Source organism: Pseudomonas sp. WS 5532 (assembly GCF_012985445.1).
Lineage (GTDB): Bacteria > Pseudomonadota > Gammaproteobacteria > Pseudomonadales > Pseudomonadaceae > Aquipseudomonas > Aquipseudomonas edaphica.
Window position 1 is genome coordinate 212,119 of the sequence record NZ_JAAQWK010000008.1, and the last position, 24,720, is coordinate 236,838.

Consider the following 24,720-nt stretch of genomic DNA (forward strand, 5'->3'; position numbering starts at 1 on the left):
AATCCACTGGAACGCACTACAGAACGCCGGTCCATGCCGGGAAAATGCGCGGACCAACCTTATCCGGGATCACGCCATGAAAAGCCTTTTGCTCGCCCTGAGCGTGCTGCTGACGTCTTTTTCTTCATTGGGAGCCGATATGTCCAACGGTGCTGACAACTTCTACAAAAGCGACAAAGTGACGGTGCAAAACGTCACCTTCAACAACCAGTACGGCATGGCGGTGGCGGGCCATTTGTTCATGCCGAAAAACCTCGCCCCCGGCGCAAAAAACCCAGCCCTTGTGGTTGGGCACCCGATGGGCGCCGTCAAAGAGCAGAGCGCAGACCTCTACGCCACCAAAATGGCCGAACAAGGCTTCGTCACCTTGTCTCTGGACTTGTCATTCTGGGGCGATAGCGCAGGCTCACCACGCAATGCGGTGCTGCCCGACCTCTACGTCGAGGACTTCAGCGCTGCCGTGGATTTCCTCGGTACCCGCCCGCAAGTTGATCGCGAGCGCATCGGTGTGATCGGTATTTGCGGCAGTGGCAGCTTCGCCATTGCCGCCGCGAAGATTGACCCACGCTTTAAGGCAATCGCTACCGTGAGCATGTACGACATGGGTGCGGCCAACCGCAATGGCCTCAAACATAGCGTGACGCTGGCGCAACGTCAGCAACTGCTGCGCCAGGCCGCCAACCAGCGTTATGTGGAATTCCAGGGCGGCGAGACCGTCTACACCGGCGGCACGCCAGCCACCCTCACCGGCGATGCGGTGGGTGATGAGTTTTACGATTTCTACCGTACGGCGCGCGGCGAATTCACACCTGTCGGCGGCTCACCGCAAACCACCACGCGGCCGACCCTGACCAGTAATGTGAAGTTCCTGAACTTCTACCCCTTCAACGATATCGAGACGCTATCCCCTCGCCCGCTGTTATTGATCGCCGGCGCCGACGCGCACTCACGTGAATTCAGTGAAGACGCCTACCAACGCGCGGCCGAGCCCAAGGAACTGCTGATTATCCCGGGCGCAGGCCATGTCGATCTTTACGACCGGGTCGATCTGATCCCTTTCGACAGACTCGCCACTTTCTTCAAAGGCCACTTGAAATAATGCCCGATAAATCACAGATGCATAGCTGGGCCGCGGTGTTTGCGATGTCGTTGGCGGCGTTCGCACTGGTGGCCTCTGAGTTCATGCCGGTAAGCCTGCTGACGCCGTTGGCCGCCGACCTGCAGATTTCCGAAGGCCAGGCCGGCCAAGGCATCTCGGTGTCCGGTCTGTTCGCCTTGCTCACCAGCCTGGTCATCGCTGCCGTCGCTGCGCGGGTTGAGCGCAAGCGTCTGCTGTTGGCGTTGACCGTCCTGATGATCCTGTCTGGAACCGTGGTGGCGCTGGCGCCGAACTACCTGACGTTCATGCTCGGTCGCGCGCTGATCGGCGTGGCCATCGGCGGTTTCTGGTCGCTGTCGGCGGCGACCGCCATGCGCCTGGTGCCCACGGCCCAAGTACCGCGCGCGTTGGCGATCGTGAATGGCGGCAACGCACTGGCGACGGTGATCGCGGCGCCCTTGGGCAGTTTTCTCGGCGCACTGATCGGTTGGCGTGGCGCATTTTTCTGCGTCGTGCCGGTGGCGGTAGCGGCTGGCCTATGGCTGCTGTTCAGCTTGCCCGCGATCAAGGTGCAAGGCCAGGCCAAGACTGGCAACGTGCTGCGCTTGTTCAAACAGACGCCTGTGGCCCTGGGCATGCTCGCCATCAGCGGCTTTTTCATGGGCCAGTTCATGCTGTTCACTTACCTGCGTCCGTTTCTGGAAAGCGCCACGCGGGTCAGTACCTCCACACTCTCGTTGCTGCTGTTGGTGCTCGGCCTGGCCGGGCTGGCGGGCACTGTGCTGATAGAGCGCGTGCTGAAAAACCGCCTGTATCCTGTGCTGATTGCCATTCCATTGATCATGGCGGTGATCGCCGTGGCTCTGGTGGCCTTCGGCGGCTCGCCGGTCACCACAGCCGTGTTACTCGGTTGCTGGGGTTTCGTGGCAACCGCCGCGCCGGTGGGTTGGTGGACCTGGTTGGCGCACGTGTTGCCGGACGATGCCGAGGCCGGCGGTGGATTAATGGTGGCAATCATTCAATTGGCGATTACTGCCGGTGCCACTGTCGGTGGCGTGGCGTTCGACCACAGCGGTTATCAGGCCACCTTTGAACTGAGCGCAGCCACGCTGGGGGTTGCCGCGCTGCTGGCAGGCCTGGCCGCGCGGCACTCAGCGCCGGGGTTGATGGCCAGCCGCCCTACCTGAAAAACTGACTCGGCGTCTTGCCAAACTGTTTCTTGAACATGCTGGTAAAGGCGCTCGGGCTCTCGTAGCCCAGTTCGATGGCAACATCGATAATCTTCTGCCCCACCGCAATCCGCTCCAGCGCCAGCAGCAAGCGCGCCTGCTGGCGCCATTGGCCAAAGGTCAACCCGGTTTCCTTGCGAAACAGACGCTGGATGGTCTTCTGGTCCAGCTCAAGGCGCCCACTCCAATCCTCCACCGTCGACGCATCCCCGGGATCCTGCTGCAGCGCCAGGCAAATCCGGTTGATACGCGGGTCGCCCGGTTGTGGCAACGACAGCGGCAAGGCCGGCAGAATCGCCAGCTCATCGAGGATCAGGTGCATGATCCGCGCATCGCGTGAGTCCTCGGCATACGGCGGTTTCAAACTCACCGACGCCTTGATCAGCTCACTGAGCAACGGTGAAACGCTCACCGCCTTGGTCTCGGTCGGCAGGTTCGGGAACGCATCGGGGCGCACAAACACACTGCGCATTTTCAACGGGCCGACACAGCGCAGCGAGTGGACTTGCCCGCAAGGCATCCAGAAGCCACGATTGGACGGCACCGTCCATTGGTTGTGCGCCGAGTGCACCACCATCACGCCCTCGATGGCGTAGAGTAACTGGTGCTTTTCGTGGCTATGCTCGGGGATCACCCAGTTTTCGGGGTAATCGGTAGCGGAACTGATGACAGCCCAGTCGCCTGCGTCGATTTCCTGCAAAAATTCATTCAGTGGTTTGATCATTTCGCCCTTTTTGCGACAGTTGCCTCCCGAATTTCGTGAGACAGGCATTGGCACCGAATTTAGCATAACCGCCGAAACAATTAGAAATGGGTGCCGGGCTCAAGTACTCGCCACCTCAGTTTGCTGCCCTGTATGGAATGCCTGCATGACGACCGTTACCGCGTCACCCGCCGCTGCAACCACTACACCCCAAGTGAGCCCCTTGGTCATGCGCGTCCTCGGCGCCTGCGCCTTGGCCCACCTGATCAATGACCTGATCCAGGCCGTGCTGCCCTCGATCTACCCGATGCTCAAAGCCAACTACGGGCTGAGCTTTACCCAGGTGGGCCTGATCACCCTGACCTTCCAATTGACCGCCTCGCTGCTGCAACCCTGGATCGGCTACCACACCGACCGCCACCCCAAGCCCTGGCTGTTGCCGGCCGGCATGGTGTGCACCTTGATCGGCATTCTGATGCTGGCGTTTGTCGGCACCTTCCCGGCCATTTTGCTGGCGGCGGCCCTGGTGGGCGTCGGCTCGTCGACCTTTCACCCGGAAACCTCGCGCGTCGCACGCCTGGCCTCCGGTGGGCGTTATGGCCTGGCGCAATCGACCTTCCAGGTCGGCGGCAACACCGGCAGCGCCTTCGGCCCATTGCTGGCGGCGGCGATCATCATTCCTTACGGCCAGAGCCATATCGCCTGGTTCGGGCTGTTCGCCGTGTTTGCGATTCTGGTGCTGTACGGCCTGAGCCGCTGGTACCGCAACCACCTCAACCTGTTCAAGCTCAAGCAAGGCGGCAAGGCCACTCATGGCCTGTCCAAAGGCCGCGTGACCTTTGCCCTGGTGGTGCTGGCGCTGCTGGTGTTCTCCAAATACTTCTACATGACCAGCCTGACCAGCTACTTCACGTTCTACCTGATCGAGAAGTTCCAGCTGTCGGTGGCCAGTTCGCAGATGTACCTGTTCCTGTTCCTTGGCGCGGTGGCGGTGGGCACCTTCGCCGGTGGCCCGATTGGCGACAAGATCGGGCGCAAGAAAGTCATCTGGTTCTCGATCCTCGGCGCGGCGCCCTTCACCCTGGCCCTGCCCTACGTCGACCTGTTCTGGACCGCCGTACTCAGCGTGGTCATCGGCTTTATCATCGCCTCGGCCTTCTCGGCCATCGTGGTCTTCGCCCAGGAACTGGTGCCGGGCAATGTGGGCATGATCGCCGGTATCTTCTTCGGCCTGATGTTCGGCTTCAGCGGCATTGGTGCTGCGCTGCTGGGCTTGCTCGCTGACAACCACGGCATTGAGTACGTTTATAAGATCTGCTCGTTCCTGCCACTGGCGGGCATCCTGACGATATTGCTGCCTTCGACCAAAGGCGTCTGACCCGCCGATTATCGGCTGGCCGTGTGCTATTAGCCGGAATGCTCTGAAAAACCTGCGTGTGCGCTTACAATCCCGATTTTCAAGCGCACACCCAGGCAGCCCGGCACGACATGACGCTCGACCCTCCTACGATTCTGATTCTGACCATCGCGCTGGCCGCCGCTGCCGCGTTGTATCTGGCCATTGAATGGCGCAGCGTACGCGAGGCTTCCCTGCTGTTCTGGGCTGCAGGTTTTGCGACCATCAGCGTCGGCTCCACCCTGGCGTTGCTGCGCGGCAGTGGCCTGTTAATGATCGGCATCTGGTTCGCCAACGGCTTGCTGGTGACTGCGCACTTTCTGTTCCTGCTCGGCGTGGCGCGTTTTACCCAGGCGCGCCTTTCACCGCTATGGCTGTTGATGCTGCTGGTGTGGCTGGGAATGCTGATGCTTCCAGCCGAGCTCCCATGGTCCAAAGCCATGCTGGCGGTGCAGTCGCTGCTGGTGGCAGCGCCGACTCTGCGCGCCAGCTTTTTGCTGCGCCCGCACGGCAAATCACTCAGCATCGGCGCGGTGCAGTTGCGCTATGTGCTGCTGATCCATGGCGCGTTTTATGTAGCCAAAGCGTTGTCAGTGATGATCCCCGGCACACTGATTGACCTGGCTGCCTTCAAGGGCGAAATCATCCAGGTGTCCCTGGTGGAAGGTGCGATGGCGATCATGTTGATCGCGCTGTCGATGACCGGCTCCGAACGCTACCGCCGCGAGCAGCACATCGCGCGGCTGGCGGCCCGCGACCCACTCACTGCGCTCTTCAACCGCCGCGCCCTTGACCTGCAAGCGCCCCGCCTGTTGGCGCAAGTCTCGTCGGCCCAGCCAGGCGCCGTGCTGTTGATCGATATCGACAACTTCAAAGGGGTCAACGACCTCTACGGCCATACCGCCGGCGACCGTTTGCTCATCGCCCTCAGCGAGATGATCCGCAGCGTCGTACCCCAAAGTGCGTTAGCTGCGCGCCTGGGTGGGGACGAGTTTTTGATTCTACTGAACAACACCTCGACCCAGCAGATTGTCGAGCTGGGCAGCCGCTTGCGTGAACAGTTCCAGCAAGTCGCCGCTGAAACCTTTACCACGCCGGCGCCGGTGACCTTGAGCATCGGCGCCAACCTGTTCGACCAACCACCGGCAAGCCTGGCCGCGCTGATCGAACAAGGCGACACCACGCTCTACGAAACCAAGCGTGGCGGGCGCGACAGCATTCGTCTGGTGGACCAGACCGGCACGTTCGGCTAAAGGTCGTAATGCACCGCTACGCTGCGCCCGGTCTTCACCGACTCCAATGCACTATCGGCCAGGTGCAAGGCATACAGGCCATCACGCACGCTGGTCGGTAGCTCTCGGCCAGCGTTCAGCGCGTCAATAAACTGTGTTAGCTCATTGCGATAAGCATCCGCGTAACGCTCGAGGAAAAAGTGCTGCAACGGCTCCAGCGCTTCGGTGTGGTCGGCACTCCAATGGCGCAACGTGCTGGGGCGGTGGTTGTCGGTGAGCAGCACGCCCGTGGCGCCGGACACTTCCACGCGCTGGTCATAGCCGTACACCGCCTGGCGACAGCAGTTGATGTGGCATTGCTTGCCGGAGGCCGTGCGCAGCAGCACCATCACACTGTCGTAGTCGTCGATGTCGGCCAGGCTCGGGTCCACCAAGCGGCTGGCGAAGGCACTGACTTGCACCGGCTCCTCGCCGAGCAGGTGGCGGGCGGTGTCGAAGTCATGGATGGTCATGTCGCGCAGGATGCCACCGGAGTGTTCCAGGTAGTCACGCGGCGCCAGGCCGGGGTCGCGACTGGTGATGATCACCTGGCGCACCGCGCCGATCTGGCCGGCGTCCAGCGCCTGGCGCAGACGCAGCATGTCGGGGTCAAAACGTCGGTTGAAACCGAGCATCACCTTGCCGCCCAGGCGTTCGACGGCCTGGGCGGCGCTGCGAGCCTTGGCGATATCCAGGTCGATGGGCTTTTCGCACAGTACCGCCTTGCCTGCGGCCACCGCTGCCAGCAGCAAGTCGATATGAGTGTCGGTGGGCGTGCCGATCACCACGGCATCAATGTCTTGGCGGGCAAGCACGGCGGCGCAGTCATAGGCCGCTTCGCAGCCCAATTGTGTGCTGAGCGCATCGACACCTTCGCGCCAGGGGTCGGCCACCAGCACCAGCGTGGCGTTGGGGTGAGCGGCGACGTTGGCGGCGTGGATCCTGGCGATGCGCCCGGCACCTAAAACGGCAATACGTAGCATGGTCGAACTCCTGGCGTTGTTATTGAGGGAGCTTCAGTCCGGCAGGTTGAACGGTGTCACGATCTGCACCTGTGACGGCGCAATCGGCCCGGTTTTCCATAGCCGGTGGTGTTGCAGGATGTGCAAAAACACGCTGCGGGCATCGATCTGCAGGTTGTGGTCGATGATCGCGGCGACTTTTTCTTCCAGCAGCAGCTGGCGATTTTCTTCGTCCAGGTCATGGCCGATAAACACTTCCAGCGGGCGCTCGAGCGCGGTGAAGGCATCGACAATCGCGCGGTTACCGCCGCCGACGCTGTACACCGCCTTGAGTTCGGGGTGTTGCTTGAGGGCCTGGGTGACGCGCTCAAACGTGCGGTCGTACACGCCATAGCCGCCGCTGATATCCAGCACCCGCAGGTGCGGGGCACGCCCACGCAGCCAGGCGCGAAAGCCCATCTCGCGCTCTTCTTCGCCACGGAACAGTTCGCTGCCGATCACCACCGCTACGTCCTGGGGTTGCGCCGGCAGCCAGCGCGACATCAGGTAGGCCGCGGTTTGGCCGGCGGTGCGGTTGTCCATGCCTACATAACCGATGCGCTCGCTTTGCGGCAGGTCGGTGACCAGGGTTACCACGGGAATGCCGGCCGCGATCAGCTGCTTGACGGCCTGATTCACCGCCGGCTCATCCGCCGCTTTAAGCACCACGCCCTGGCTGCCGGTGTCGAGGCAGCGCAGTAATTGGTCATGCATGGCCTGGGGTTCGATTTCTTCAAACAGGTGAAAACGCGGCGCGATGCGAAACGGCGCCAAGCTGCCCAATTGCGCGGTGATCGCCGCCTGCACCGCCGCGCTGAAGCGCTGGGGTGTGTGCATGATCACATCGACGTGAAACGTGCGCCCCACCGCCAGACCGTTTTTTTCCTGGGCCTCCAACTCATCCAGCGCCTGCTCGATGCGCCGGGTGGTCTGCGCATGCACGCTGCCGCGCTGGTGCAACACGCGGTCGACCGTGGCTTTGCTCACGCCGGCCTGGGTCGCGAGCTGCTTGATGGAGAAGTGTTTTGCGCGTTCGAGCATGCGGTTCGCCTGAGGTGTTTTTGAGGTCTTTTTTGGGCGTTACTGAGGTTTTGCAATGCTAGTCTCAGTTTTGCCCGGCGTCGAGCCGGGTCGATAAAACAACAACAATTTCAGGAGAACCGCATGCCTCACACCGATCTCGCTAGCGCATTCAACGGCCAATATTTTGTTGTCACCGGCAGCACTCAGGGGCTGGGCGCTGCCGTGGCACATACCCTGGCGCAGCGTGGCGCTGCCGGGCTGATCGTCTGCGGGCGCCGCCGCGCCGAGGGCGAAGAGCAGGTCCGGCAACTGGCACAGCTCGATTGCCAGGCATTTTTTGTCGAGGCCGACCTGGAAAACGTCGAGGATTGCCGTGCGATCATCGACGCAGCACGCACCCACTTCGGCACCTTGCACGGGCTGGTGAACTGCGCCGGCATGTCGGATCGCGGCACTATTCTCGACACCTCGCCCGAGCTGTTTGACCGGCTGTTTGCGGTGAACGTGCGGGCGCCGTTTTTTCTGATGCAGGAAGCACTCAAGCTGATGATCAGCACCGGCGTGGAAGGCGCGGTGGTGAATATCCAGAGCATCACCGGGCATGGCGGGCAATCGTTTTTGAGCGCCTATGCGGCGTCCAAGGGCGCGCTGGCGATTTTGACCAAGAACGTGGCGTTCAGCGCATTGCGTAATCGCATCCGCGTGAATGGCCTGAATATCGGCTGGATGGACACGCCTCACGAGGATCAGATCCAGCGCCAATACCACGGCGCGCAGGACGGCTGGCTGGCCGAGGCCGAGCGCGCGCAGCCGTTCGGGCGGCTGCTCAAGCCCGAAGAAGTGGCGCAAAGCGTGGCGTTTTTGCTCTCGCGTGAAGCCGGGATGATGACCGGCTCGGTGATCGACCTAGAGCAAGGCGTGGTCGGCTGCACCGACAGCGGCAGCCCGCAACCGCACCAGGCACTGAGCCTGCCGGGAGGTGTGTGATGTCGGCGTTCGTGACCGGCGCGGCGGTGCGCCTGGCGGATTTCAGCCGTATTTGCGCCCAACGGACCAACGCCGAGGACTACCCGCTGTGTGCCGAGGTGGTGAGCAATGTGCCGATCTATCAGGCCGGCACTTTACGCAACAGCGAGCGCTTGCGCGTCATGGATGAGCTGCATCACCTGTTCCGCGACGGGCCTGGGGTGATGGTGGTGCGCCAGGCCTATGAAGACCTGGCGGTGGTCGATCGCCATAGCCAGGTATTCGAGGCGATCTTTGCCCATGAGGCTGCGCAAGGCGTGGCCGCCGACCATTTTGCCCAGGCCGGCAGCAACGGGCGCATCTGGAATTCGCTGCAGAAAGCCGCGCTGCAGTCGCCGGAATCGTTTGCCGAGTACTACGCCAACCCGCTGCTCGGTTTGATCGCCGAAGCGTGGCTAGGCCCGAGCTTTCAGATGACGGCGCAAGTCAACGTGGTCCACCCTGGCGGGCAAGCACAGCAGCCGCACCGTGACTATCACCTGGGCTTTCAGACCACTGAGGTGGTTGAACGCTTTCCGCTGCCGCTGCATCTGTTGTCGCAATACTTGACGCTGCAAGGCGCGGTAGCCCATTCGGATATGCCGCTGGAAAGCGGGCCGACCCAACTGCTGCCCTTCTCCCAGCAATACCCGCTGGGTTACCTGGCCTGGCGCCGCGCGGAGTTTATCGACTACTTCCAGCAGCACGCCGTGCAACTGCCGCTGAACAAGGGCGACCTGCTGTTCTTCAACCCGGCGCTGTTCCACGCGGCGGGCAGCAACCGCACGACACATCACCGGCGCATGGCCAACTTGCTGCAAATTTCCTCGGCATTCGGCAAACCCATGGAAGCCCTCGACCGCGACCGCATGATGCTCGCGGTGTACCCGGTGCTGCTGGCCAACCCTGCGTTGAATGCCGAAGCGGTGATCGCCTGTACGGCCGACAGTTACGCCTTCCCCACCAACCTTGACACCGACCCGCCCTTGCACGGGCTCGCCCCGCAAACCGGGCAACAATTAATGCAACAAGCCCTCAACGAACGCTGGCCCTCTGCGCACTTCGCCGCTGCCGTGGCGCAGCTGCGGGCCAAGCGCCAGGCGTGAATCACACTGCTTTTACAGCAACAAAAAGAACGGAGCACCACCATGAAGAAGCAACTTCTCGCAGCACTGCTGACCCTCGCTGTTACGCCCTGGGCCTGGGCGGATATTCGTATCGGCGTGAGCATCGCCCAGGTCGACGATGTGTTCCTCGCACAGATGCGTGACTACATGGCCGCCCACGCCAAGGAGCTGCCCGGCGTGACTTTGCAATTTGAAGACGCACAGGGCGATGTGGTGCGCCAGCTCAATCAGGTGCAGAACTTTACCGCCCAGGGCATGGACGCGATTATCGTCAACGCGGTGGACACGGCGGCCACGCAGAAAATGACCGTCAATGCCCAGCAGGCCAAGATCCCGCTGGTGTACGTCAACCGCCGCCCGGAGTTCCAGGACGTGCCGCCGGGCGTGGGTTATGTTGGCTCGGATGAGATCAAGGCCGGGGAAATCCAGATGCGCTACCTGGCAGAGAAAATGGGCGGCAAGGGCAACCTAGCGATCATGCTCGGGCTGTTGTCCAACAACGCCACGCACAACCGCACGCTGGGGGTGAAGACGGTGCTCAAGGATTACCCGGACATCAAGATTGTCGAGGAGCAAAGCGCCGAATGGCAGCGCGGCAAGGCGATTGACCTGATGAGCAACTGGATTGTGTCCGGACGCAAAATCGATGCCGTGGCGGCGAATGCCGATGAAATGGCGATTGGCGCCGCCATGGCGATCAGCCAGGCGGGCATGCAACCGGGCAAGGATATCCTGGTGGCCGGCAGCGATGGCGGCGCAGCGGGGCTGGACGCGGTGAAGAAGGGCCAGTTGCTGGTGACGGTGTATCAGGACAACAAAGGCCAGGCCGTCGGCTCGATTGATCTGGCGGTGAAGATGGTCAAGAAGGAACCCTATGTGGCTGAGCTGACCATTCCTTATCAGCAGATCACCAAAGACAATTACCAGGCGTTTCTGAACCCTTAATCCCTTGCCTATGGCCAGGTTTTCTTGTGGCGAGCGGGCTTGTTGTGGCGAGCGGGCTTGCCACAATAAGTTTGCTCAGCCAGGGGGGATTTCATCTCAGCCTCAAGACCACCAGGGCACCGAGCCCGAAGAGGCAGGCCACGCCCACTGCATAGGCCAGCGTGCGCCAGGGTTGCAGCCCTGCCAGATACGTCACCGTGTGCGCCAATCGAGCCAGGGTAAACAGGCCAAAGAGCCAACCCGTGACACCCTGGGAACTCCCCAGCGCCACACATAATCCGCCCAACACAAAAAACAGCGGGATGTTTTCCAGGTCATTGGCCCACGCCCTTTGCGCCCTCACGACGTGCGGCAATTCTTGTGGCTGCGCCATGCGGCTGAAGAACGCCGCATCTTCAAGGTTGGTGAACGCCCGCCGCCGAATCCGCCAAAAACCCTGATAGCAGGAAATCGCAAACATTTTCAGGCACAGCACCAGCACACAGCCTGCGTAGATAGCCAGCAGGTCATTCATCGCGCAACCCATTGACGACGATATAAAGCAACGGCCCCACCGAAACAAACACCGCCGTCAGCGCAAAATACGGCAGCACAGACACGACTGACCGCCCGCGACCACGCGCATCCCGATACATCCACACACACGCCAGCACCGCCATCAGGTACAGGTCCATCACTACCTGCGCGGTGTCCGGACGCGACATCAATTGCCGCCCGAAGGCCAGCAGCGATTGCTCGGCGGTGAGCATCGTCACCAGTGTATAGAGTGAAAATCCAACTAACCCGACCAGGGCAATAGAGGGTCTGTGCATGGTCTCGTCCTTGAAGTGAATGAAGCTCACGATAGTGATAAGGTCTTGGCCCTCGCAATGACCTCACAGGTTATGAACCCGCCATGGACACTACTGCCGGCGACCAGCTGCGCCAACTGCGTCGCCACGCCAAGCTGAGCCAGCTGGACCTGGCGCTGATCACCGGCGTTTCGCAACGCCACCTCAGTTACATCGAAACCGGCCGCGCCAAGCCGAGCCCGGGCACGTTGCACAATTTACTGACCGCGCTGGATGTGCCGCTTGAGCAGTGCAATCGCGTGTTCCTCGCCGCCGGCTACGCGCCACGCTACACCGCCACCCCGCTCGCCTCACCGGCCATGGCCGCGATTCGCGAAGCCGTCAGCCATGTGTTGCACGCCAATAACCCGGCCCCGGCGATTCTGCTCGACAGCCAATGGCAAGTGCTGGCGGCGAATGCGAGTACCGGCGTTCTGTTTGAATTGTTGGGGCTTGAACCGGATGCGGCAGACGGGCTGAACCTGCTGACCACGCTGCTGCAAACCGGCGGCTTGGGCGACCACCTGATCAACGCCGAAGAGATCCGCACGCTTGCCTGGCAACGCGCCAGCCGTGAGGCGTTGGGCAATCCTGAATTGGCGGTTTTATTAGCCAGCCTGCCGACGCCCACCCACACCGAACCATCCGGCCACATGCCGCCCTTGGTGCTGACGCGCATCCGCTCACCCCAGGGCGAGCTGAGCTTTCTGTCGACCTTCACCACGTTCGGCATGCCCCAGGACATCACCCTCACGTCGCTGCGTATCGAGCATCTGATTCCGGCTGACGAGCCGACGTGGCAAGTCATGCGCGCCGCCTATGCGGAGCATGCCGCGCTGGTTTTGTGAAATATCTGTCCGTAGACTGCCGCCATACCTCCCACTTGAAGGCGGCGAAAAAAACGTGATGCAAGTTACCGAAGTCTCCATTGCCCAACTGCGCGCGGCGCTTGAAACCGGCCAGACCACTGCCGTTGAACTGGTAAACGCCTACCTGGCGCGGATCGATGCCTATGACGGCCCGCAGACCGCCACCGCCTTGAACGCCGTGGTAGTGCGCAACCCCGAAGCCCTTAAAGAAGCCGAAGCGTCCGATGCGCGCCGGGCCAGGGGCGAAACGTTGGGGCCATTGGACGGCATTCCCTATACCGCCAAGGACAGCTACCTGGTCAAGGGCCTTACGGCCGCATCCGGCAGCCCGGCCTTTGCCAAGCTGGTTGCGCAGCGCGACGCCTTCACCATCGAACGCTTGCGAGCGGGCGGCGCCATCTGCCTGGGCAAGACCAATATGCCGCCGATGGCCAATGGCGGGATGCAGCGGGGTGTGTATGGCCGTGCCGAAAGCCCTTACAACGCCGACTACCTGACTGCACCATTTGCCTCCGGTTCGTCCAACGGCGCGGGTACCGCCACGGCGGCAAGCTTCGCCGCCTTTGGTGTGGCTGAAGAAACCTGGTCGAGCGGGCGCGGCCCGGCGTCCAACAATGGTTTGTGCGCCTACACACCGTCCCGTGGGGTGATTTCGGTGCGCGGCAACTGGCCGCTCACGCCGACCATGGACGTGGTGGTGCCCTATGCACGCACCATGGCCGACCTGCTGGAAGTGCTGGATGTGGTGGTCGCCGAAGACTCCGACACCCGTGGCGACCTGTGGCGCCTGCAGCCCTGGGTGCCAATCCCAAGCGTAGCGTCGGTGCGCCCCGCGTCTTACGCCGACCTGGCTGTGAGCAGCGAAGCCCTCGCCGGTAAACGTTTCGGCGTGCCGCGCATGTACATCAATGCCGACCCCGAGGCGGGCACCAGCGAAAAGCCCGGCATTGGCGGGCCGACCGGGCAGAAGATCAACACCCGCGCCAGCGTGATCGACCTGTGGGCAGGCGCACGCCAAGCGCTGCAAGCCGCCGGCGCCGAAGTGATCGAGGTGGATTTCCCGCTGGTGTCCAACTGCGAAGGCGATCGCCCTGGCGCGCCAACCGTGTTTACCCGTGGCTTGGTTTCCAGGGAATTCCTGCACGACGAATTGTGGGAACTGTCGGCCTGGGCCTTCGATGACTTCCTGCGCGCCAACAACGACCCGGCGCTCAACCGCCTGGCGGATGTCGATGGGCCGAAGATCTTCCCGCACGACCCGGGCACCCTGCCCAACCGTGAAGATGACCTGGCCGCCGGCATGGACGAATACGTGCGCATGGCCCAGCGCGGCATCACGCCGTGGAACGAGATCAGCACGGTGCCGGACGGTTTGCGCGGCCTGGAGCAAACCCGGCGCATCGACCTGGAAGACTGGATGGACACGCTTGGGCTCGATGCGGTGCTGTTCCCGACCGTGGCCGATGTAGGCCCGGCAGATGCCGACGTGAATGAAGCCAGTGCCGACATCGCCTGGAGCAATGGCGTGTGGGTCGCTAACGGCAACCTCGCCATCCGCCACCTCGGCGTGCCCACCGTCACCGTGCCGATGGGCGTGATGGCCGACATCGGCATGCCCGTCGGCCTGACCTTTGCCGGTCGTGCTTACGATGATTCGGCGCTGCTGAGCTTTGCCAGCGCGTATGAAGCCACCGGCAGCAAACGCCTGATCCCGCCGCGCACACCGCCGCTGTAAAAATTGTGGGATCACTGATCGTTCCCACGCTCCGCGTGGGAACGCATTCTGTGACGCTCCGCGTCACGACTTCAAGAGCGGACGCAGAGCGTCCAGGGTTGCATTCCCACGCGGAGCGTGGGAACGATCAGGGCGATCAGGGTTGTGTTTAATATCAGGCCATGTAGGGCACGGCGATCAGCAGGATGGCGGTGCCGTGGGCGAGTGCGGCGGGCAGTACGCCGTAACGCATGCGCACCAGCGCACAGGCCAACCCTTCAAGCAGGGTGAACAGCAACACCGGCCAGCCCAGTTGGGTAACGCTTAAGGCCAGGAACCCATGGCAGGCTGCAAAGGCCACGCCACTGATCAATGCAGCGCGCAATGGCGAAACCTGTTGCTCCAGGTAACCCTGCAAAAAGCCGCGGAACAGCACTTCCTCCAGCGCATTGGCGCCATAGGCCAATACCACCATGCCCGGCAACCACACCCAGTAGCCGTGGAACTGGCTTGCATCAATGCCTTGGTAAACCCGCAGCGGCACGCCGATCAAACAGCCGACCACAACCCCCACCGCCATGCCAACCAACGGGTTGCCAATGGACCAACGCATCAACCGCCACAACTCGGGTGCCAGGCGTGAGAGCAGCATGATCAGCAGCACCGACAGCCCGCCCAGCGCCGCCAGTACGAAGGCATTGCCACTGAATGCGATCTGCACATCGCGACTCACCGCCCACATACCCAGCGGCGTCATCACATCGCGCATCAGCACAAACGCCGCCAGCAGAATCAGGATGCGCATCGCCACCTGCGCTCTCGGTGTCAACGCGAACCACGCACCAAACAGCAGCAGACCCGGCGCCAAGTGCACGGCGTAGTCGTTCAGTACCTCAAGCCCTTGGGTGATCATCGCCAGTTCAATCGTGTGCAACAGCGATCATGTCGATCTCGACGGCCGCCGATTTGGGCAACTGCATCACCCCCACCGACGTGCGCGTGTGCACACCGGCAGCGCCGAGGATTTCGTGGAACAGGTCCGACGCGGCGTTGCCCACTTCACTTTGCTGATCAAAGTCTTCTGCGCTGCGCACATACACGGTGATACGCACGAGGGTCTTGACCTGATCCAGCGAACCCAGCGCTTGCTTGAGCAACCCCAGGCAACGCAACGCGCTGATACTGGCGGCGATTTGCGCCTGGGCCAGGGTCAGGCTTTCACCGACCTTGCCCGGCAGCATGAGGGTGTCACCGACACGCGGAATCTGGCCGCTGATGTACAGTTGGTTGCCATCGCGCACCAACGGCGTGTAGTTGCCGCCGATTTTGAATTCCTCCAGCAGGTAGCCGATGCGTTCCTGGGCAGCCTGGTATTTTTCGTCGCGTGTCATGGGCGTGCGTCCTCGTTGCGGCGTTGCCACTCATCCACCACATCGCCCAAGGTTTTGGGCATGTCGTTGCGAATCCAGGCCATGAACGGCCGGTCGAACTTGAACGTCGGGCCGCAGTGTTCGAGCATGAAACGGCGAACGTTCTGGGTATTTTTGTAGTGTGGGGTCACGGGAGTGGCGCGGGTGATGGCGTCGCTGTGCCAGTCAAAATCCATGTTGTCTCTCGGGCGGCTTGTTATTTGCGCAGTAGCATAGCGATCGGCTTGTTGGGCTGGAAGCGACAAGGTGTACCGCCCTCAGTTATTTATTGTGTTGGGACGTCGTACAAGAAGCTATGTGATTTACGACGCCATCTAGCTTAATCTTTTCGAGATATTTCAAAATTTCACTTTCCTTGCCCCCCGAAAATATTGCATGGTTGTACGACGACTTAAGTTGTCGTGTTCACCCCAACAACAATAAGGAAACACCCATGCCAAACGTCAAAGTGCTGATCGGTTTTCTGTGCCTGTTCACCGGCTACGTCGCAGCTGCGCCTGCCCCGGCCGAAAAGGATGTGGCTCACGCGGTCGACCAACTGACCCAAGCCATGCTGCACCTGGACCTCAAGGCGCTGCACGCGCTGACGTCCGACAAGCTCACCTATGGCCACTCCAGCGGCAAGGTGCAGAACAAAGCGCAATTTATCGCTGACCTGGAAACCCACACCAGCGCGTTCAAAACCCTCGAAATGCAAAACCAGACCATCACCCTGGACGGCGACACCGCGCTGGTGCGCAACCACTTTCACGCCCTGGCCGTGAACAGCGGCGTCGAAGTGCCGACCGATATCGACAACTTCCAGGTCTGGCAGAAGCAAAAAGGCAAATGGCTGCTGATCGGGCGTCAGGCTTACAAATACTGACGCCAAGCGGTGCGGCTCACCACCGCACCGCTTCCCGGACCTTCAGCAGCGCCTCACCCAGCGCGGCCATGCTCACCGAACCCAGCGCCAGGCGCAGCGCGTGCGGCACCGTGGCCGAGACCGCAAACGGCTCGGCGGTGGACACGGAAATCTGCTCGCGCTGCAAGGCCATGGCCACCTGATCGGCCCGCGCCTCGTCCCCCAGCGGCAACCACAAAAAATACGAAGACGGATGGCTGATGTAAGGCACGCCTTTGAGCACCTGCGCAGCCAAGGCTTGGCGTGCCCGTGCGTCTTGGCGCTTTTGTGCTTCGAGCTGCGCGACGGTGCCGTCCTCGATCCAGCCCACCGCAATCGCGCTCATTACACCGGGCACGTTCCAGGTGGTGGCCATGATCGTGCGCTCCAGTTTTTTCACCCACTCCAACGGCGCGGCGATAAACCCGACGCGCAAACCCGTGGCAACGCTTTTGGATAACCCGCCCACGTACACCGTGCACTCAGGCGCCAATGTGGCCAGCGGCGGTGGCGCGTCTTCGGCCAGAAACGCGTAGGCCGCGTCCTCAATGAGCATCAGATGGTGCTCACGCGCGATGGCAATCAGTTGCACGCGTTGCGCAAGGCTCATCACCCACCCCAACGGGTTATGCAGGGTTGGAATGCTGTACACCGCACGCACCGGGCGCCTGCGGCACAGCGCGTGCAGGAACGCCAGATCCGGGCCGCTGGCGGTCACCGGAATGGCGACGATTTCCAGGTGCAGGGTTTCGGCCAACACCTTGAAGCCTGAATAGGTCAGCGCATCCACGGCAATTACATCCCCAGGCTTGAGCAACGCCATCATCGTCACCGCCAGGCCGTGCTGGGCGCCGCTGACCATCAGCACCTGCTCCGCCTCAACCGCCAGGCCTCGGCTCAATAGATGCCGTGCCACGGCAGCGCGCTCATGCAAGCGACCGGCATGCGGCTGGTAACGCAACAGCGCTTCCAGGTCGCCCGACAGCGCCAATTGGCGCAGAGCGGTGCGCAGCAGGTCTGCCTGACCGGGCAGCGAGGGGTAATTGAAGTTCAGGTCGAGCATGCCGGTGGCCACATTCATCTGCCCACTGCCCTGCCCCGGCGGCAACGCGATTTCCCGCACAAAGGTGCCGCGCCCGGTTTCGCCGCTGACCAGGCCCATGGCTTCAAGCTCCGTGTACACCCGGCTCGCGGTGACCAACGCCAGGCCATGTTCAGCCGCCAATTGCCGGTGCGTGGGCAGGCGTGTGCCGGGCGCCAGTGCGCCTCTGCGGATGTCTTGGGCAAAGGTGTCGACCAGCGACTTGTAGCGGGCGCGCGGCATAGGCGGTGTATCCATGACAATTTTTTGATTGTCTTAATCCTGGCCCCTAGGATGGTGTTTACGCAACCACCTAGTTCGAGCCCTCACCATGGAACGCACCGCAAGCCTCACTGCACCGGATACCAGCGCCCAAGGCTGGATCAACGGCTTTATCGGCGTCGTCATCTTCAGCGGCTCCTTGCCAGCCACGCGCCTGGCGGTGATGGAGTTCAACCCGGTGTTTCTGACCATGATCCGCGCCGCCATTGCCGCCGTGTTCGGCGTGCTGTTGTTGTGGTTGTTCAGGGAAAAACGCCCTGCACGCCACCAATGGGGGCCGCTGGTGATCGTCGCCCTGGGTGTGGTGATCGGTTTTCCACTGCTCACGGCACTGGCGCTGCAATACGTGACCTCGGCGCACTCCATCGTGTTCATTGGCCTGCTGCCGCTGGCCACTGCAGTGTTTGGTGTACTGCGTGGCGGCGAGCGGCCGCGCCCGGTGTTCTGGGTGTTTTCGATTCTCGGCAGCCTGCTGGTGATGGGCTACGCCGTTGCCCAAGGCTTGAGCGCCGCGCCGGCCGGTGACCTGCTGATGCTGTTGGCCGTATTGGTGTGCGGCCTGGGATACGCCGAAGGCGCCACGTTGTCGCGCAGCCTGGGCGGCTGGCAGGTGATCTGCTGGGCGCTGGTGGTGTCGTTGCCGGTGGTGGCGCCGTTGAGCGTGATGCTGGCGCCGGCAACCCTCACGGGCATCAGCCTGCCGGCGTGGCTGAGCCTGGGCTATGTGTCGCTGTTCAGCATGCTGATCGGCTTTGTGTTCTGGTATCGCGGCCTGGCCCAGGGGGGCATCGCTGCGGTCGGCCAGTTGCAGTTGCTGCAGCCGTTTTTCGGCCTGGCGCTGGCGGCGGGCCTGCTGCATGAGCAGGTCAGCCTGGGCATGCTGCTGGTGACGGTTGCGGTGATCGGCTGTGTGGCCTCGGCCAAGAAGTTTGCCCGTTAGCGCTGCGGCGCAACCATCTTGAATTTGATGTTGATGTCATTGGACACCACGCTGTTGCCCGCCCATTCACCCTCACCAATCTTGAAGTCGCTGCGCTTGAGGATGAACGCCCCGTCAAACACGCCGATGCCGCTTTGCTCCTTGAGCTGCACCTCAATATCCACCGGCCGCGTGATGCCCCTGATCGTCAGGTTACCGGTGATCTTGTAGCGGTTATCGCCCAGCGCCGTGGCGCCATTGGACTCATACACGCCCACAGGATAGGTCGCGGTGTCGAACCACGCCGGTTGCTGCAATTGGGTATTGGCGTCCTGGCTGCCGGCGTCGATGCTGGCGAGCTGGATCTTGAGCAACGCATGCGCCGCCTCAGGCTTTTGCGTGTCGAAGGTCAGAGTGCCTTCAAAGTCACTGAAGGTGCCATACACCCGCTGCCCGAATTGCTGGAAGGTAAAACTGATCTGGCTGGCGGTGCGGTTGACGTCTTTGTATTCCACGGCCTGCGCGTTGCCGAGAAACACACCAAGGAGCACCGCCAGGCTTACAAACAGGGGCATTCGACGCTTCATGCAACACTCCGCAAGATAAATGAACAGATGTGCTGAGCTAACACGCCATGCCATGGTTTTATTCCCTTTCGCAGCGTGCCCTGCTAAACAGAGTAGTCGCCAAAAGAAACAATAAGGACTTTGCATGCACACCCCTTCCCTGCAGGACATCACCGCGCCCGAAGGCATCTGCTACGGCTGCGGCGGCAGCAACCCCCATGGCCTGCACATCAAAAGCCGTTGGGATGCCGATGGTATCCATGTGATCGCCGAGCACCTGCCCGAAGCTCAATACAGCGGCTGGCCGGACCTGGTCTACGGCGGCCTGATCGCCATGCTGGTCGACTGCCACTCCAACTGGACCGCCATGGCCTACCACTACCGCAACGAACAGCGCGAGCCCGGCAGCCTGCCGCGCATCGACTGCGTGACCGGTAACCTGGGGATCAAATTCATCAAGCCCACGCCCATGGGCGTGACGCTGACCCTGCGCGCGCGGGTTGAAGGCGACGTGGGGCGTAAAAGCCGCGTGGTCTGCGAGGTGTACGCCGGTGACGTGCTCACCGCCCTCGGCGACTCGGTGTTCGTGCGCGTCGATACCCGGCAACTGTCGGATTCCGCCCATGGCCGCGAACGTTGATCCTGGTCTACAGTGATGACCACCGCTAATCGAGGACTGCTCCGATGACTCGTCTCACCGCGAAAGACTTCGCCCCCGAACTGCTGGAACTCTACGACGGCTACGCCCACGGCAAGCTTAACCGCCGCGAATTTCTCGACCGCGCCGCGCTGTTTACCTTCGGCGGCCTCACTGCCTCGGCCCTGCTGGCAGCCCTGAGCCCCAACTACGCGCTGGCCGAACAGGTCAAATTCACCGACCCGGACATCGTCGCCGACTACATCACCTACCCCTCGCCCAAAGGCAACGGCACCGTGCGCGGCTACCTCGTACGCCCGGCCAAGGCCAGCGGCAAACTGCCCGCCGTGGTGGTGGTGCACGAAAACCGAGGCCTTAACCCCTACATCGAAGACGTCGCCCGGCGCCTGGCCAAAGCCGGCTTCATCGCCCTGGCACCCGACGGCCTCACCTCCGTGGGCGGCTACCCCGGCAACGATCAAAAAGGCGTGGAACTGCAACAAAAAGTCGACCCCACCAAACTCATGAACGACTTCTTCGCCGCCATCGAATGGCTGATGCACCACGACAGCAGCACCGGCAAAGTCGGGATTACCGGCTTCTGCTATGGCGGCGGCGTGACCAATGCGGCGGCGGTGGCGTATCCGGAGCTTGGCGCAGCGGTGTCGTTTTACGGCAGGCAGCCAGAAGCGAAGGATGTGCCACGCATCAAGGCGCCGATCATGCTGCATTACGGCGAGCTGGACACGCGCATCAACGAGGGTTGGCCGGCGTATGAACAGGCGTTGAAGGCCGCAGGCACGACCTATGAGGCGTTTATTTATAAGGGCGCCAATCATGGCTTTCATAATGATTCGACGCCGAGATATGACGAGGCAGCGGCGAATCTGGCGTGGGAGCGCACGTTGGGCTGGTTCCGCAAATACCTGGTCTGAACACGTTCAGAACTGTGGCAGCTAACTTCTTGTGGCGAGCGGGCTTGCCCCGCGTTGGGGCGCGAAGCGGCCCTGACACCTCACGACGCGATACATCTGGAAAACCGCGTTGACTCCCCTGGGGCTGCTGCGCAGCCCAACGCGGGGCAAGCCCGCTCGCCACAACACCCCGCCTCTCAGCTTTGATCGGTGTTGCCTGATCGACATGCAGTGTTAAAGGCCAGCAATCCATATCCCTTAACCTTGCAGGAAGCTTCCTAAGCAGCCCTTCGGCCTTGCGCCTGCGCATGCCACTGGCTAGCCTGTGCTCTGTCGCTGCCTATCAGCGAACAGGTGTGGAAACCTGAAACAAGTAGGCCCCTTATCAGGAGCTTATGCATGAGCAATACAACGCGCTTCACCCCCAGCCGCGAAATATTTGAACGCGCCCTGAGTCACTACCTGCAACCCACCTCACCGCAGCCCTTTACAGTGCATCACGACCTCAGCTTCGAAGACGCCCTCGCCCAACTCTGCGACCTGCTGCGCTGCGCAGCCGCCACCGCTGCCGACACCACCCAAGGCCTGACAGGCGATCAACGCCACATGGCCGGTGCCACCGAACACCTGATCGACAGGGCCCAAACCCTGGCCGACCGTGCGCTGGAGTGCCTGCAACCCAAAACCTGCTGACACACCACAAACCAACTGTGGGAGCTGGCTTGCCTGCGAAGGCGGTGTGTCAGTGCGGGGTTAATGACTGATACACCCCCGTAGGCAGCAAGCCGAACTGAGCACTTTCCCTCATGAGCCAATTTGCCGATTCAGGAAGGTTTTTTAAAAAAAATAGGGGTCAGACCACGTTTAGTGCTCCGTCAGAAGAATAGTGGTCTGATCCCACTCGATCTCTTTTGCTCCATCTACACTGCTTTAATCGCTGAAATCAGACCCAAAAGCTCGGACTCAGTCAACTCAAACTCCTCACCGTCCTCCATTGCCATCAATGTGAGAAGTGCTCGATCCATGCGAGCAGTGATTTCTAAGCCATGGTTTTGATAAATTTCAAATGCCAGTTTAGAAATCCTAAAGACATCGAAACCGTTAACCAGTGCTTTTTCTAAATCCATAGCGAGGTCGGCTTGTGAGTACATATTCCTAACTCTTCAACTCTGGAAAAATAGGGGCCAATCCACGCTTAATACTCAGCAAGAACAATAGTGGTCTGACCCTGAGGGATCCCCGATTTTTCTTAAGAAAAATCAAGAAGTTGGAATCATTGAAGAAGCCTGCATGAGTCGGCAACTTGGTTTGCACCACACTAAAACAAGATCCTCGACCCATGCAAGCCATCCGTTTTTTACACAGAGCGCTCGCTCAAGCACTGCCTTCAATCCATTCTCGTCGCCTGACAACACTGATGAGTTGTGTCAGTTCGTTACTGCAGGGATTCCTCAGGGTCAGACAACGTTAGTGCTCCGCCAGAAGAATAGGCGAAAAATAGGGGTCAGACCGCGTTTAGTGCTCCGTAAAAAATAGTAGCATAACCCCATTTTTTGCTCTTCCAAAGAAGAATAGTGTTCTGACTTATTTTTATCCTGTTTTCCTTTTACTGAACGATTCAACTAGACTAAAACCTTTTTGAGTAACGCTTTTCTAATCTTTCAGCAGACCTTAGAACAGCGCCCCCATCATCAGGAAAGAAAGTAGAGTATACATGAGCTGCAATTTTCATCAGGAAAACGTAGTCAGGCACTGGAAGACTTGAAGTTTCCACCTCGCCCAAAAAAAAGCTGACCTCATTGAAATCCTCTGGATCGTCCCAATCCTGATCGAGAGAGTAAAAAAAACCTTCACTTACAGAGACGCCAACCCCCCGCGAAGCATCATAGATAAAAGCCGGGAAGTTAGTCCTCCCTCTCGCTATAGCAGCCTCTATGAGTTCGTAAAGATCTTCATAACCCAGACCAGTTGAAGAAAATGACTCCTTGAGTTTTTCAAGCCAAACCAATCCATCCATCATTTTGTCCTTGAAAAATAGGGGGAAGACCACGTTTAATGCACCGCCAGAAGAATAGTGATCTGACCCCATTTCTCCCTTGACCTGAAGCGTCCAATTCTTCCAGTAATGCCCACTAAACTCATTAGAAACAGTAGAGATCAGACCACCTTTAGTGCTCATTTAGAACAACCTAGCTCTCCACATTAGTGATCTGATCGCATTTTTTTCGCAGGATCCGACCCATTTTTTCAACTCAAAAATCACTCTTTTCGACGATAAACAGCCCTATTGCCTTCCGAAAAACTAGGTAGATTTTCATTACCGACTAAAATCTCTGACTTGCATTGTAAACTCGAATCCTGATACGCGGCATATTGACATATAATGTCTTCTATCTCAGCGATATCATCTTCTATATTTTTCTCGAGATAAAATCTTATTACCCAGACATCAACCTCACAAGATAACACCACCATTCTAAAGTTTGGAGTAACTGCCCCTAGCATCGCTTGAACAAGCATTAACACTTGGAAATTCCAAGCTTTCAATTTGGCTACCGCATTCATTTCTCGAGAAAAATGGGACAGATTTATTTAACTTTCCGAGCCCTTTGTTACTTAAACCAACCCATCCCCTTTTCCCTAAATACCTACCAGGACAAAAATGGCAATAAATTTCATTTTTAAGTGGGAAGGCGGGCTAACCTTTGCCATCACAGAGAAGAACCTCAAGCGCGGACTTAGCCTTATCCACCACTAACTGCCACTCTTTCTTCTCCAAGTAATCCTTATCAGAAAGATCAACGCCATACTTATCAAAAACCACATCAATGGCACTCACAAGGGCTGCCATAGAACTGGCTTCTTCCGTATTTCTCAGAACCACACCTATCCAAGCATAGGGATCCTTAGCGAGCCCGGTATCATCATATAAGAAATGCACAGTGTAATCGAGTTTGTCATACCCAGACTCTGGCAAGGAGTGTTCAACCCAGGCCCGATACTGATAATTAGCGTCTGACAACCCCCCCATATAAGACAGAAGCTCCTCCCTCATTGTCGGTAGCTCCAGCTCGGAAAGTTCAGTACGTTTCATTTTTACACTCACCCAAGGACATAAGAAAAAAGGTGCCAAATTTACTTGTGATATCGACCACGTAAAATCAAATAAATTACCCACATTTTCCGCCCAGGGGAGAAAAAGCGGACGGATTTATTTGATTTTCCGAGTTCTTTGTTACTTAAAAAAATCTGTCCCCTTTTCGCCCCAGAGCCTTTTAACCTACACGTTGAAACCAGAGCTACCACCCTCAAGCAGTGCCGGGCTTCCCGTCGTCATAGATGTCGGCAAGACCGCGTACCTTAGTCAAGTTGCCGGTTTGAATCACGATGGTTTTGGCGAACATATCGCCGAGGCGGGTTCTGGACTCAAGGAAAATCCACACCCAGTCGATGATCACCAGCACCCCGGCATTGCGGGTGAGCGACTGAGAAATGGAGCAGCCCTTGCGGGTTTTACGGTCGACGACCGCGATGCTCAGCAAGCGCTTGCCCAGGCTCTGGCCATTGGGCAGCGCGTCTGCGAGCAAGAGGTAGGCAAAACCTGCGAAAAACGCCGCAAGGAACCCGCCCTTGGCCTTCACGGCGGGGACGGACGCCGACAGCACCTCGGCGCCGAACTTGACGATGAAAAAGATCAGCACCGCGATGCCAGAGTCGATGATTCGGGCCAGCAGGCGACGGCCGATGCTAGCCAAAATGGTCGGCCGTTTAGCGGGGGTAATTGCGTCCATACGGT

The 24,720-nt window shown here is 60.0% G+C and carries 29 protein-coding genes; 14 read left to right on the forward strand and 15 right to left on the reverse strand.

Annotated elements, in window-relative coordinates:
- Nucleotides 1-76: 76 nt before the first annotated feature.
- Both HBO23_RS16205 and HBO23_RS16210 read left to right on the forward strand, forming a co-directional pair.
- A complete protein-coding gene (locus HBO23_RS16205; RefSeq protein WP_099549642.1) occupies nt 77-1,099 on the forward strand; it encodes an alpha/beta hydrolase in 1,023 nt (340 codons plus the stop codon).
- Nucleotides 1,099-2,286, forward strand: coding sequence for an MFS transporter (locus tag HBO23_RS16210; protein WP_170037677.1), 1,188 nt, complete (start codon nt 1,099-1,101; stop codon nt 2,284-2,286). Before HBO23_RS16205 ends, HBO23_RS16210 begins: the two co-directional genes overlap by 1 nt.
- On the opposite strand, the gene HBO23_RS16215 is transcribed toward HBO23_RS16210, so the two are convergent.
- Nucleotides 2,279-3,100 carry a helix-turn-helix transcriptional regulator gene (locus HBO23_RS16215; RefSeq protein WP_065931628.1) on the reverse strand — a complete coding sequence of 274 codons (822 nt, stop codon included), beginning with the start codon at nt 3,098-3,100 and terminating at the stop codon, nt 2,279-2,281. The two genes, HBO23_RS16210 and HBO23_RS16215, sit on opposite strands and share 8 nt — an antisense overlap.
- Nucleotides 3,101-3,197: 97 nt before the next feature.
- Here HBO23_RS16215 and HBO23_RS16220 point away from each other — a divergent pair, with 97 nt between their 5' ends.
- Both HBO23_RS16220 and HBO23_RS16225 read left to right on the forward strand, forming a co-directional pair.
- Nucleotides 3,198-4,409 (forward strand): MFS transporter, encoded by a 1,212-nt coding sequence (locus HBO23_RS16220; protein WP_017138958.1) that lies wholly within the window; start codon nt 3,198-3,200, stop codon nt 4,407-4,409.
- A gap of 110 nt (nt 4,410-4,519) precedes the next feature.
- Nucleotides 4,520-5,680 carry a GGDEF domain-containing protein gene (locus HBO23_RS16225; RefSeq protein ID WP_017138959.1) on the forward strand — a complete coding sequence of 387 codons (1,161 nt, stop codon included), beginning with the start codon at nt 4,520-4,522 and terminating at the stop codon, nt 5,678-5,680.
- Here HBO23_RS16225 and iolG read toward each other — a convergent pair.
- On the reverse strand, nt 5,677-6,681 hold the full coding sequence (gene iolG, locus HBO23_RS16230; RefSeq protein ID WP_099549640.1) for an inositol 2-dehydrogenase: 1,005 nt from the start codon (nt 6,679-6,681) through the stop codon (nt 5,677-5,679). The two genes, HBO23_RS16225 and iolG, sit on opposite strands and share 4 nt — an antisense overlap.
- A 33-nt stretch (nt 6,682-6,714) precedes the next feature.
- On the reverse strand, nt 6,715-7,740 hold the full coding sequence (locus HBO23_RS16235) for a LacI family DNA-binding transcriptional regulator (protein WP_099549639.1): 1,026 nt from the start codon (nt 7,738-7,740) through the stop codon (nt 6,715-6,717).
- A gap of 123 nt (nt 7,741-7,863) precedes the next feature.
- Here HBO23_RS16235 and HBO23_RS16240 point away from each other — a divergent pair, with 123 nt between their 5' ends.
- From HBO23_RS16240 to HBO23_RS16250, 3 genes are read left to right on the forward strand one after another with little or no spacing between them, the layout of a single operon-like run.
- Nucleotides 7,864-8,709 carry an SDR family oxidoreductase gene (locus HBO23_RS16240; RefSeq protein WP_017138961.1) on the forward strand — a complete coding sequence of 282 codons (846 nt, stop codon included), beginning with the start codon at nt 7,864-7,866 and terminating at the stop codon, nt 8,707-8,709.
- Nucleotides 8,709-9,833, forward strand: a complete 1,125-nt coding sequence (locus HBO23_RS16245) for a phytanoyl-CoA dioxygenase family protein (protein WP_170037680.1) — start codon at nt 8,709-8,711, stop codon at nt 9,831-9,833. The genes HBO23_RS16240 and HBO23_RS16245 overlap by 1 nt, the downstream gene beginning before the upstream one ends.
- A 42-nt stretch (nt 9,834-9,875) precedes the next feature.
- Nucleotides 9,876-10,799: a sugar ABC transporter substrate-binding protein gene (locus tag HBO23_RS16250; RefSeq protein ID WP_017138963.1), complete on the forward strand. Its 924-nt coding sequence runs from the start codon at nt 9,876-9,878 to the stop codon at nt 10,797-10,799.
- Between the two features lie 91 nt (nt 10,800-10,890).
- Here HBO23_RS16250 and HBO23_RS16255 read toward each other — a convergent pair whose 3' ends face one another.
- Together HBO23_RS16255 and HBO23_RS16260 are read right to left on the reverse strand one after the other, a co-directional pair.
- On the reverse strand, nt 10,891-11,313 hold the full coding sequence (locus tag HBO23_RS16255; protein WP_099549637.1) for an MAPEG family protein: 423 nt from the start codon (nt 11,311-11,313) through the stop codon (nt 10,891-10,893).
- Entirely contained in the window at nt 11,306-11,611 is a 306-nt protein-coding gene (locus tag HBO23_RS16260; RefSeq protein ID WP_170037683.1) for a DUF2834 domain-containing protein, read from the reverse strand. Before HBO23_RS16260 ends, HBO23_RS16255 begins: the two co-directional genes overlap by 8 nt.
- An 83-nt stretch (nt 11,612-11,694) precedes the next feature.
- Here HBO23_RS16260 and HBO23_RS16265 point away from each other — a divergent pair, with 83 nt between their 5' ends.
- Nucleotides 11,695-12,477, forward strand: a complete 783-nt coding sequence (locus tag HBO23_RS16265) for a helix-turn-helix domain-containing protein (protein WP_170037686.1) — start codon at nt 11,695-11,697, stop codon at nt 12,475-12,477.
- A 55-nt stretch (nt 12,478-12,532) separates the two neighbouring features.
- Nucleotides 12,533-14,233 carry an amidase gene (locus tag HBO23_RS16270; protein WP_170037690.1) on the forward strand — a complete coding sequence of 567 codons (1,701 nt, stop codon included), beginning with the start codon at nt 12,533-12,535 and terminating at the stop codon, nt 14,231-14,233.
- Nucleotides 14,234-14,387: 154 nt separating this feature from the next.
- Here HBO23_RS16270 and HBO23_RS16280 read toward each other — a convergent pair whose 3' ends face one another.
- Genes HBO23_RS16280 through HBO23_RS16290 form a run of 3 tightly spaced genes read right to left on the reverse strand, consistent with a single transcriptional unit; the run spans nt 14,388 to nt 15,818 of the window.
- Nucleotides 14,388-15,125 (reverse strand): CPBP family intramembrane glutamic endopeptidase, encoded by a 738-nt coding sequence (locus tag HBO23_RS16280; RefSeq protein ID WP_170037766.1) that lies wholly within the window; start codon nt 15,123-15,125, stop codon nt 14,388-14,390.
- 7 nt (nt 15,126-15,132) lie between these two features.
- Nucleotides 15,133-15,603: a RidA family protein gene (locus HBO23_RS16285; protein ID WP_170037693.1), complete on the reverse strand. Its 471-nt coding sequence runs from the start codon at nt 15,601-15,603 to the stop codon at nt 15,133-15,135.
- Entirely contained in the window at nt 15,600-15,818 is a 219-nt protein-coding gene (locus HBO23_RS16290) for a DUF6434 domain-containing protein (protein ID WP_017138970.1), read from the reverse strand. The genes HBO23_RS16285 and HBO23_RS16290 overlap by 4 nt, the downstream gene beginning before the upstream one ends.
- A gap of 257 nt (nt 15,819-16,075) precedes the next feature.
- Here HBO23_RS16290 and HBO23_RS16295 point away from each other — a divergent pair, with 257 nt between their 5' ends.
- Complete coding sequence (locus tag HBO23_RS16295) at nt 16,076-16,507, forward strand: nuclear transport factor 2 family protein (protein ID WP_138453055.1); 432 nt, start codon at nt 16,076-16,078, stop codon at nt 16,505-16,507.
- A 16-nt stretch (nt 16,508-16,523) separates the two neighbouring features.
- Here the strand turns inward: HBO23_RS16295 and HBO23_RS16300 are convergent, their stop codons facing one another.
- Nucleotides 16,524-17,849 carry a PLP-dependent aminotransferase family protein gene (locus HBO23_RS16300; RefSeq protein ID WP_170037695.1) on the reverse strand — a complete coding sequence of 442 codons (1,326 nt, stop codon included), beginning with the start codon at nt 17,847-17,849 and terminating at the stop codon, nt 16,524-16,526.
- 88 nt (nt 17,850-17,937) lie between these two features.
- Here HBO23_RS16300 and HBO23_RS16305 point away from each other — a divergent pair, with 88 nt between their 5' ends.
- Nucleotides 17,938-18,828, forward strand: a complete 891-nt coding sequence (locus HBO23_RS16305) for a DMT family transporter (protein WP_170037697.1) — start codon at nt 17,938-17,940, stop codon at nt 18,826-18,828.
- Here HBO23_RS16305 and HBO23_RS16310 read toward each other — a convergent pair.
- Nucleotides 18,825-19,394 (reverse strand): YceI family protein, encoded by a 570-nt coding sequence (locus HBO23_RS16310; RefSeq protein WP_170037699.1) that lies wholly within the window; start codon nt 19,392-19,394, stop codon nt 18,825-18,827. The two genes, HBO23_RS16305 and HBO23_RS16310, sit on opposite strands and share 4 nt — an antisense overlap.
- Nucleotides 19,395-19,518: 124 nt before the next feature.
- Here HBO23_RS16310 and HBO23_RS16315 point away from each other — a divergent pair, with 124 nt between their 5' ends.
- The 3 genes from HBO23_RS16315 to HBO23_RS16325 all read left to right on the forward strand — a co-directional run bounded on the left by HBO23_RS16315 (nt 19,519) and on the right by HBO23_RS16325 (nt 21,617).
- The gene (locus tag HBO23_RS16315) at nt 19,519-20,013 is read left to right on the forward strand and encodes a hotdog domain-containing protein (RefSeq protein ID WP_058420462.1); all 495 of its coding nucleotides are present in this window, start codon (nt 19,519-19,521) and stop codon (nt 20,011-20,013) included.
- Between the two features lie 44 nt (nt 20,014-20,057).
- On the forward strand, nt 20,058-20,945 hold the full coding sequence (yghX, locus tag HBO23_RS16320; RefSeq protein ID WP_170037701.1) for a YghX family hydrolase: 888 nt from the start codon (nt 20,058-20,060) through the stop codon (nt 20,943-20,945).
- Between the two features lie 378 nt (nt 20,946-21,323).
- A complete protein-coding gene (locus HBO23_RS16325; RefSeq protein ID WP_225932995.1) occupies nt 21,324-21,617 on the forward strand; it encodes a hypothetical protein in 294 nt (97 codons plus the stop codon).
- Between the two features lie 227 nt (nt 21,618-21,844).
- On the opposite strand, the gene HBO23_RS16330 is transcribed toward HBO23_RS16325, so the two are convergent.
- From HBO23_RS16330 to HBO23_RS16350, 5 genes are all read right to left on the reverse strand, one after another.
- Complete coding sequence (locus tag HBO23_RS16330) at nt 21,845-22,075, reverse strand: hypothetical protein (RefSeq protein WP_138453804.1); 231 nt, start codon at nt 22,073-22,075, stop codon at nt 21,845-21,847.
- Nucleotides 22,076-22,551: 476 nt separating this feature from the next.
- On the reverse strand, nt 22,552-23,103 hold the full coding sequence (locus tag HBO23_RS16335) for a hypothetical protein (protein WP_170037703.1): 552 nt from the start codon (nt 23,101-23,103) through the stop codon (nt 22,552-22,554).
- 80 nt (nt 23,104-23,183) lie between these two features.
- Nucleotides 23,184-23,489, reverse strand: a complete 306-nt coding sequence (locus HBO23_RS16340) for a hypothetical protein (RefSeq protein WP_170037705.1) — start codon at nt 23,487-23,489, stop codon at nt 23,184-23,186.
- Between the two features lie 133 nt (nt 23,490-23,622).
- Nucleotides 23,623-24,018 carry a hypothetical protein gene (locus HBO23_RS16345; protein ID WP_100219310.1) on the reverse strand — a complete coding sequence of 132 codons (396 nt, stop codon included), beginning with the start codon at nt 24,016-24,018 and terminating at the stop codon, nt 23,623-23,625.
- 214 nt (nt 24,019-24,232) lie between these two features.
- Nucleotides 24,233-24,715 (reverse strand): RDD family protein, encoded by a 483-nt coding sequence (locus HBO23_RS16350; protein ID WP_170037707.1) that lies wholly within the window; start codon nt 24,713-24,715, stop codon nt 24,233-24,235.
- Between the last annotated feature and the right edge of the window lie 5 nt (nt 24,716-24,720).

Coding starts and splice junctions, on each gene's coding strand:
- HBO23_RS16205 (WP_099549642.1), top strand. CDS start 77: ATGAAAAGCCTTTTGCTCGCCCTGAGCGTGCTGCTGACGTCTTTTTCT.
- HBO23_RS16210 (WP_170037677.1), top strand. CDS start 1,099: ATGCCCGATAAATCACAGATGCATAGCTGGGCCGCGGTGTTTGCGATG.
- HBO23_RS16215 (WP_065931628.1), bottom strand. CDS start 3,100: ATGCCTGTCTCACGAAATTCGGGAGGCAACTGTCGCAAAAAGGGCGAA.
- HBO23_RS16220 (WP_017138958.1), top strand. CDS start 3,198: ATGACGACCGTTACCGCGTCACCCGCCGCTGCAACCACTACACCCCAA.
- HBO23_RS16225 (WP_017138959.1), top strand. CDS start 4,520: ATGACGCTCGACCCTCCTACGATTCTGATTCTGACCATCGCGCTGGCC.
- iolG (WP_099549640.1), bottom strand. CDS start 6,681: ATGCTACGTATTGCCGTTTTAGGTGCCGGGCGCATCGCCAGGATCCAC.
- HBO23_RS16235 (WP_099549639.1), bottom strand. CDS start 7,740: ATGCTCGAACGCGCAAAACACTTCTCCATCAAGCAGCTCGCGACCCAG.
- HBO23_RS16240 (WP_017138961.1), top strand. CDS start 7,864: ATGCCTCACACCGATCTCGCTAGCGCATTCAACGGCCAATATTTTGTT.
- HBO23_RS16245 (WP_170037680.1), top strand. CDS start 8,709: ATGTCGGCGTTCGTGACCGGCGCGGCGGTGCGCCTGGCGGATTTCAGC.
- HBO23_RS16250 (WP_017138963.1), top strand. CDS start 9,876: ATGAAGAAGCAACTTCTCGCAGCACTGCTGACCCTCGCTGTTACGCCC.
- HBO23_RS16255 (WP_099549637.1), bottom strand. CDS start 11,313: ATGAATGACCTGCTGGCTATCTACGCAGGCTGTGTGCTGGTGCTGTGC.
- HBO23_RS16260 (WP_170037683.1), bottom strand. CDS start 11,611: ATGCACAGACCCTCTATTGCCCTGGTCGGGTTAGTTGGATTTTCACTC.
- HBO23_RS16265 (WP_170037686.1), top strand. CDS start 11,695: ATGGACACTACTGCCGGCGACCAGCTGCGCCAACTGCGTCGCCACGCC.
- HBO23_RS16280 (WP_170037766.1), bottom strand. CDS start 15,125: ATGATCACCCAAGGGCTTGAGGTACTGAACGACTACGCCGTGCACTTG.
- HBO23_RS16285 (WP_170037693.1), bottom strand. CDS start 15,603: ATGACACGCGACGAAAAATACCAGGCTGCCCAGGAACGCATCGGCTAC.
- HBO23_RS16290 (WP_017138970.1), bottom strand. CDS start 15,818: ATGGATTTTGACTGGCACAGCGACGCCATCACCCGCGCCACTCCCGTG.
- HBO23_RS16295 (WP_138453055.1), top strand. CDS start 16,076: ATGCCAAACGTCAAAGTGCTGATCGGTTTTCTGTGCCTGTTCACCGGC.
- HBO23_RS16300 (WP_170037695.1), bottom strand. CDS start 17,849: ATGCCGCGCGCCCGCTACAAGTCGCTGGTCGACACCTTTGCCCAAGAC.
- HBO23_RS16305 (WP_170037697.1), top strand. CDS start 17,938: ATGGAACGCACCGCAAGCCTCACTGCACCGGATACCAGCGCCCAAGGC.
- HBO23_RS16310 (WP_170037699.1), bottom strand. CDS start 19,394: ATGAAGCGTCGAATGCCCCTGTTTGTAAGCCTGGCGGTGCTCCTTGGT.
- HBO23_RS16315 (WP_058420462.1), top strand. CDS start 19,519: ATGCACACCCCTTCCCTGCAGGACATCACCGCGCCCGAAGGCATCTGC.
- yghX (WP_170037701.1), top strand. CDS start 20,058: ATGACTCGTCTCACCGCGAAAGACTTCGCCCCCGAACTGCTGGAACTC.
- HBO23_RS16325 (WP_225932995.1), top strand. CDS start 21,324: ATGAGCAATACAACGCGCTTCACCCCCAGCCGCGAAATATTTGAACGC.
- HBO23_RS16330 (WP_138453804.1), bottom strand. CDS start 22,075: ATGTACTCACAAGCCGACCTCGCTATGGATTTAGAAAAAGCACTGGTT.
- HBO23_RS16335 (WP_170037703.1), bottom strand. CDS start 23,103: ATGAGCACTAAAGGTGGTCTGATCTCTACTGTTTCTAATGAGTTTAGT.
- HBO23_RS16340 (WP_170037705.1), bottom strand. CDS start 23,489: ATGAATGCGGTAGCCAAATTGAAAGCTTGGAATTTCCAAGTGTTAATG.
- HBO23_RS16345 (WP_100219310.1), bottom strand. CDS start 24,018: ATGAAACGTACTGAACTTTCCGAGCTGGAGCTACCGACAATGAGGGAG.
- HBO23_RS16350 (WP_170037707.1), bottom strand. CDS start 24,715: ATGGACGCAATTACCCCCGCTAAACGGCCGACCATTTTGGCTAGCATC.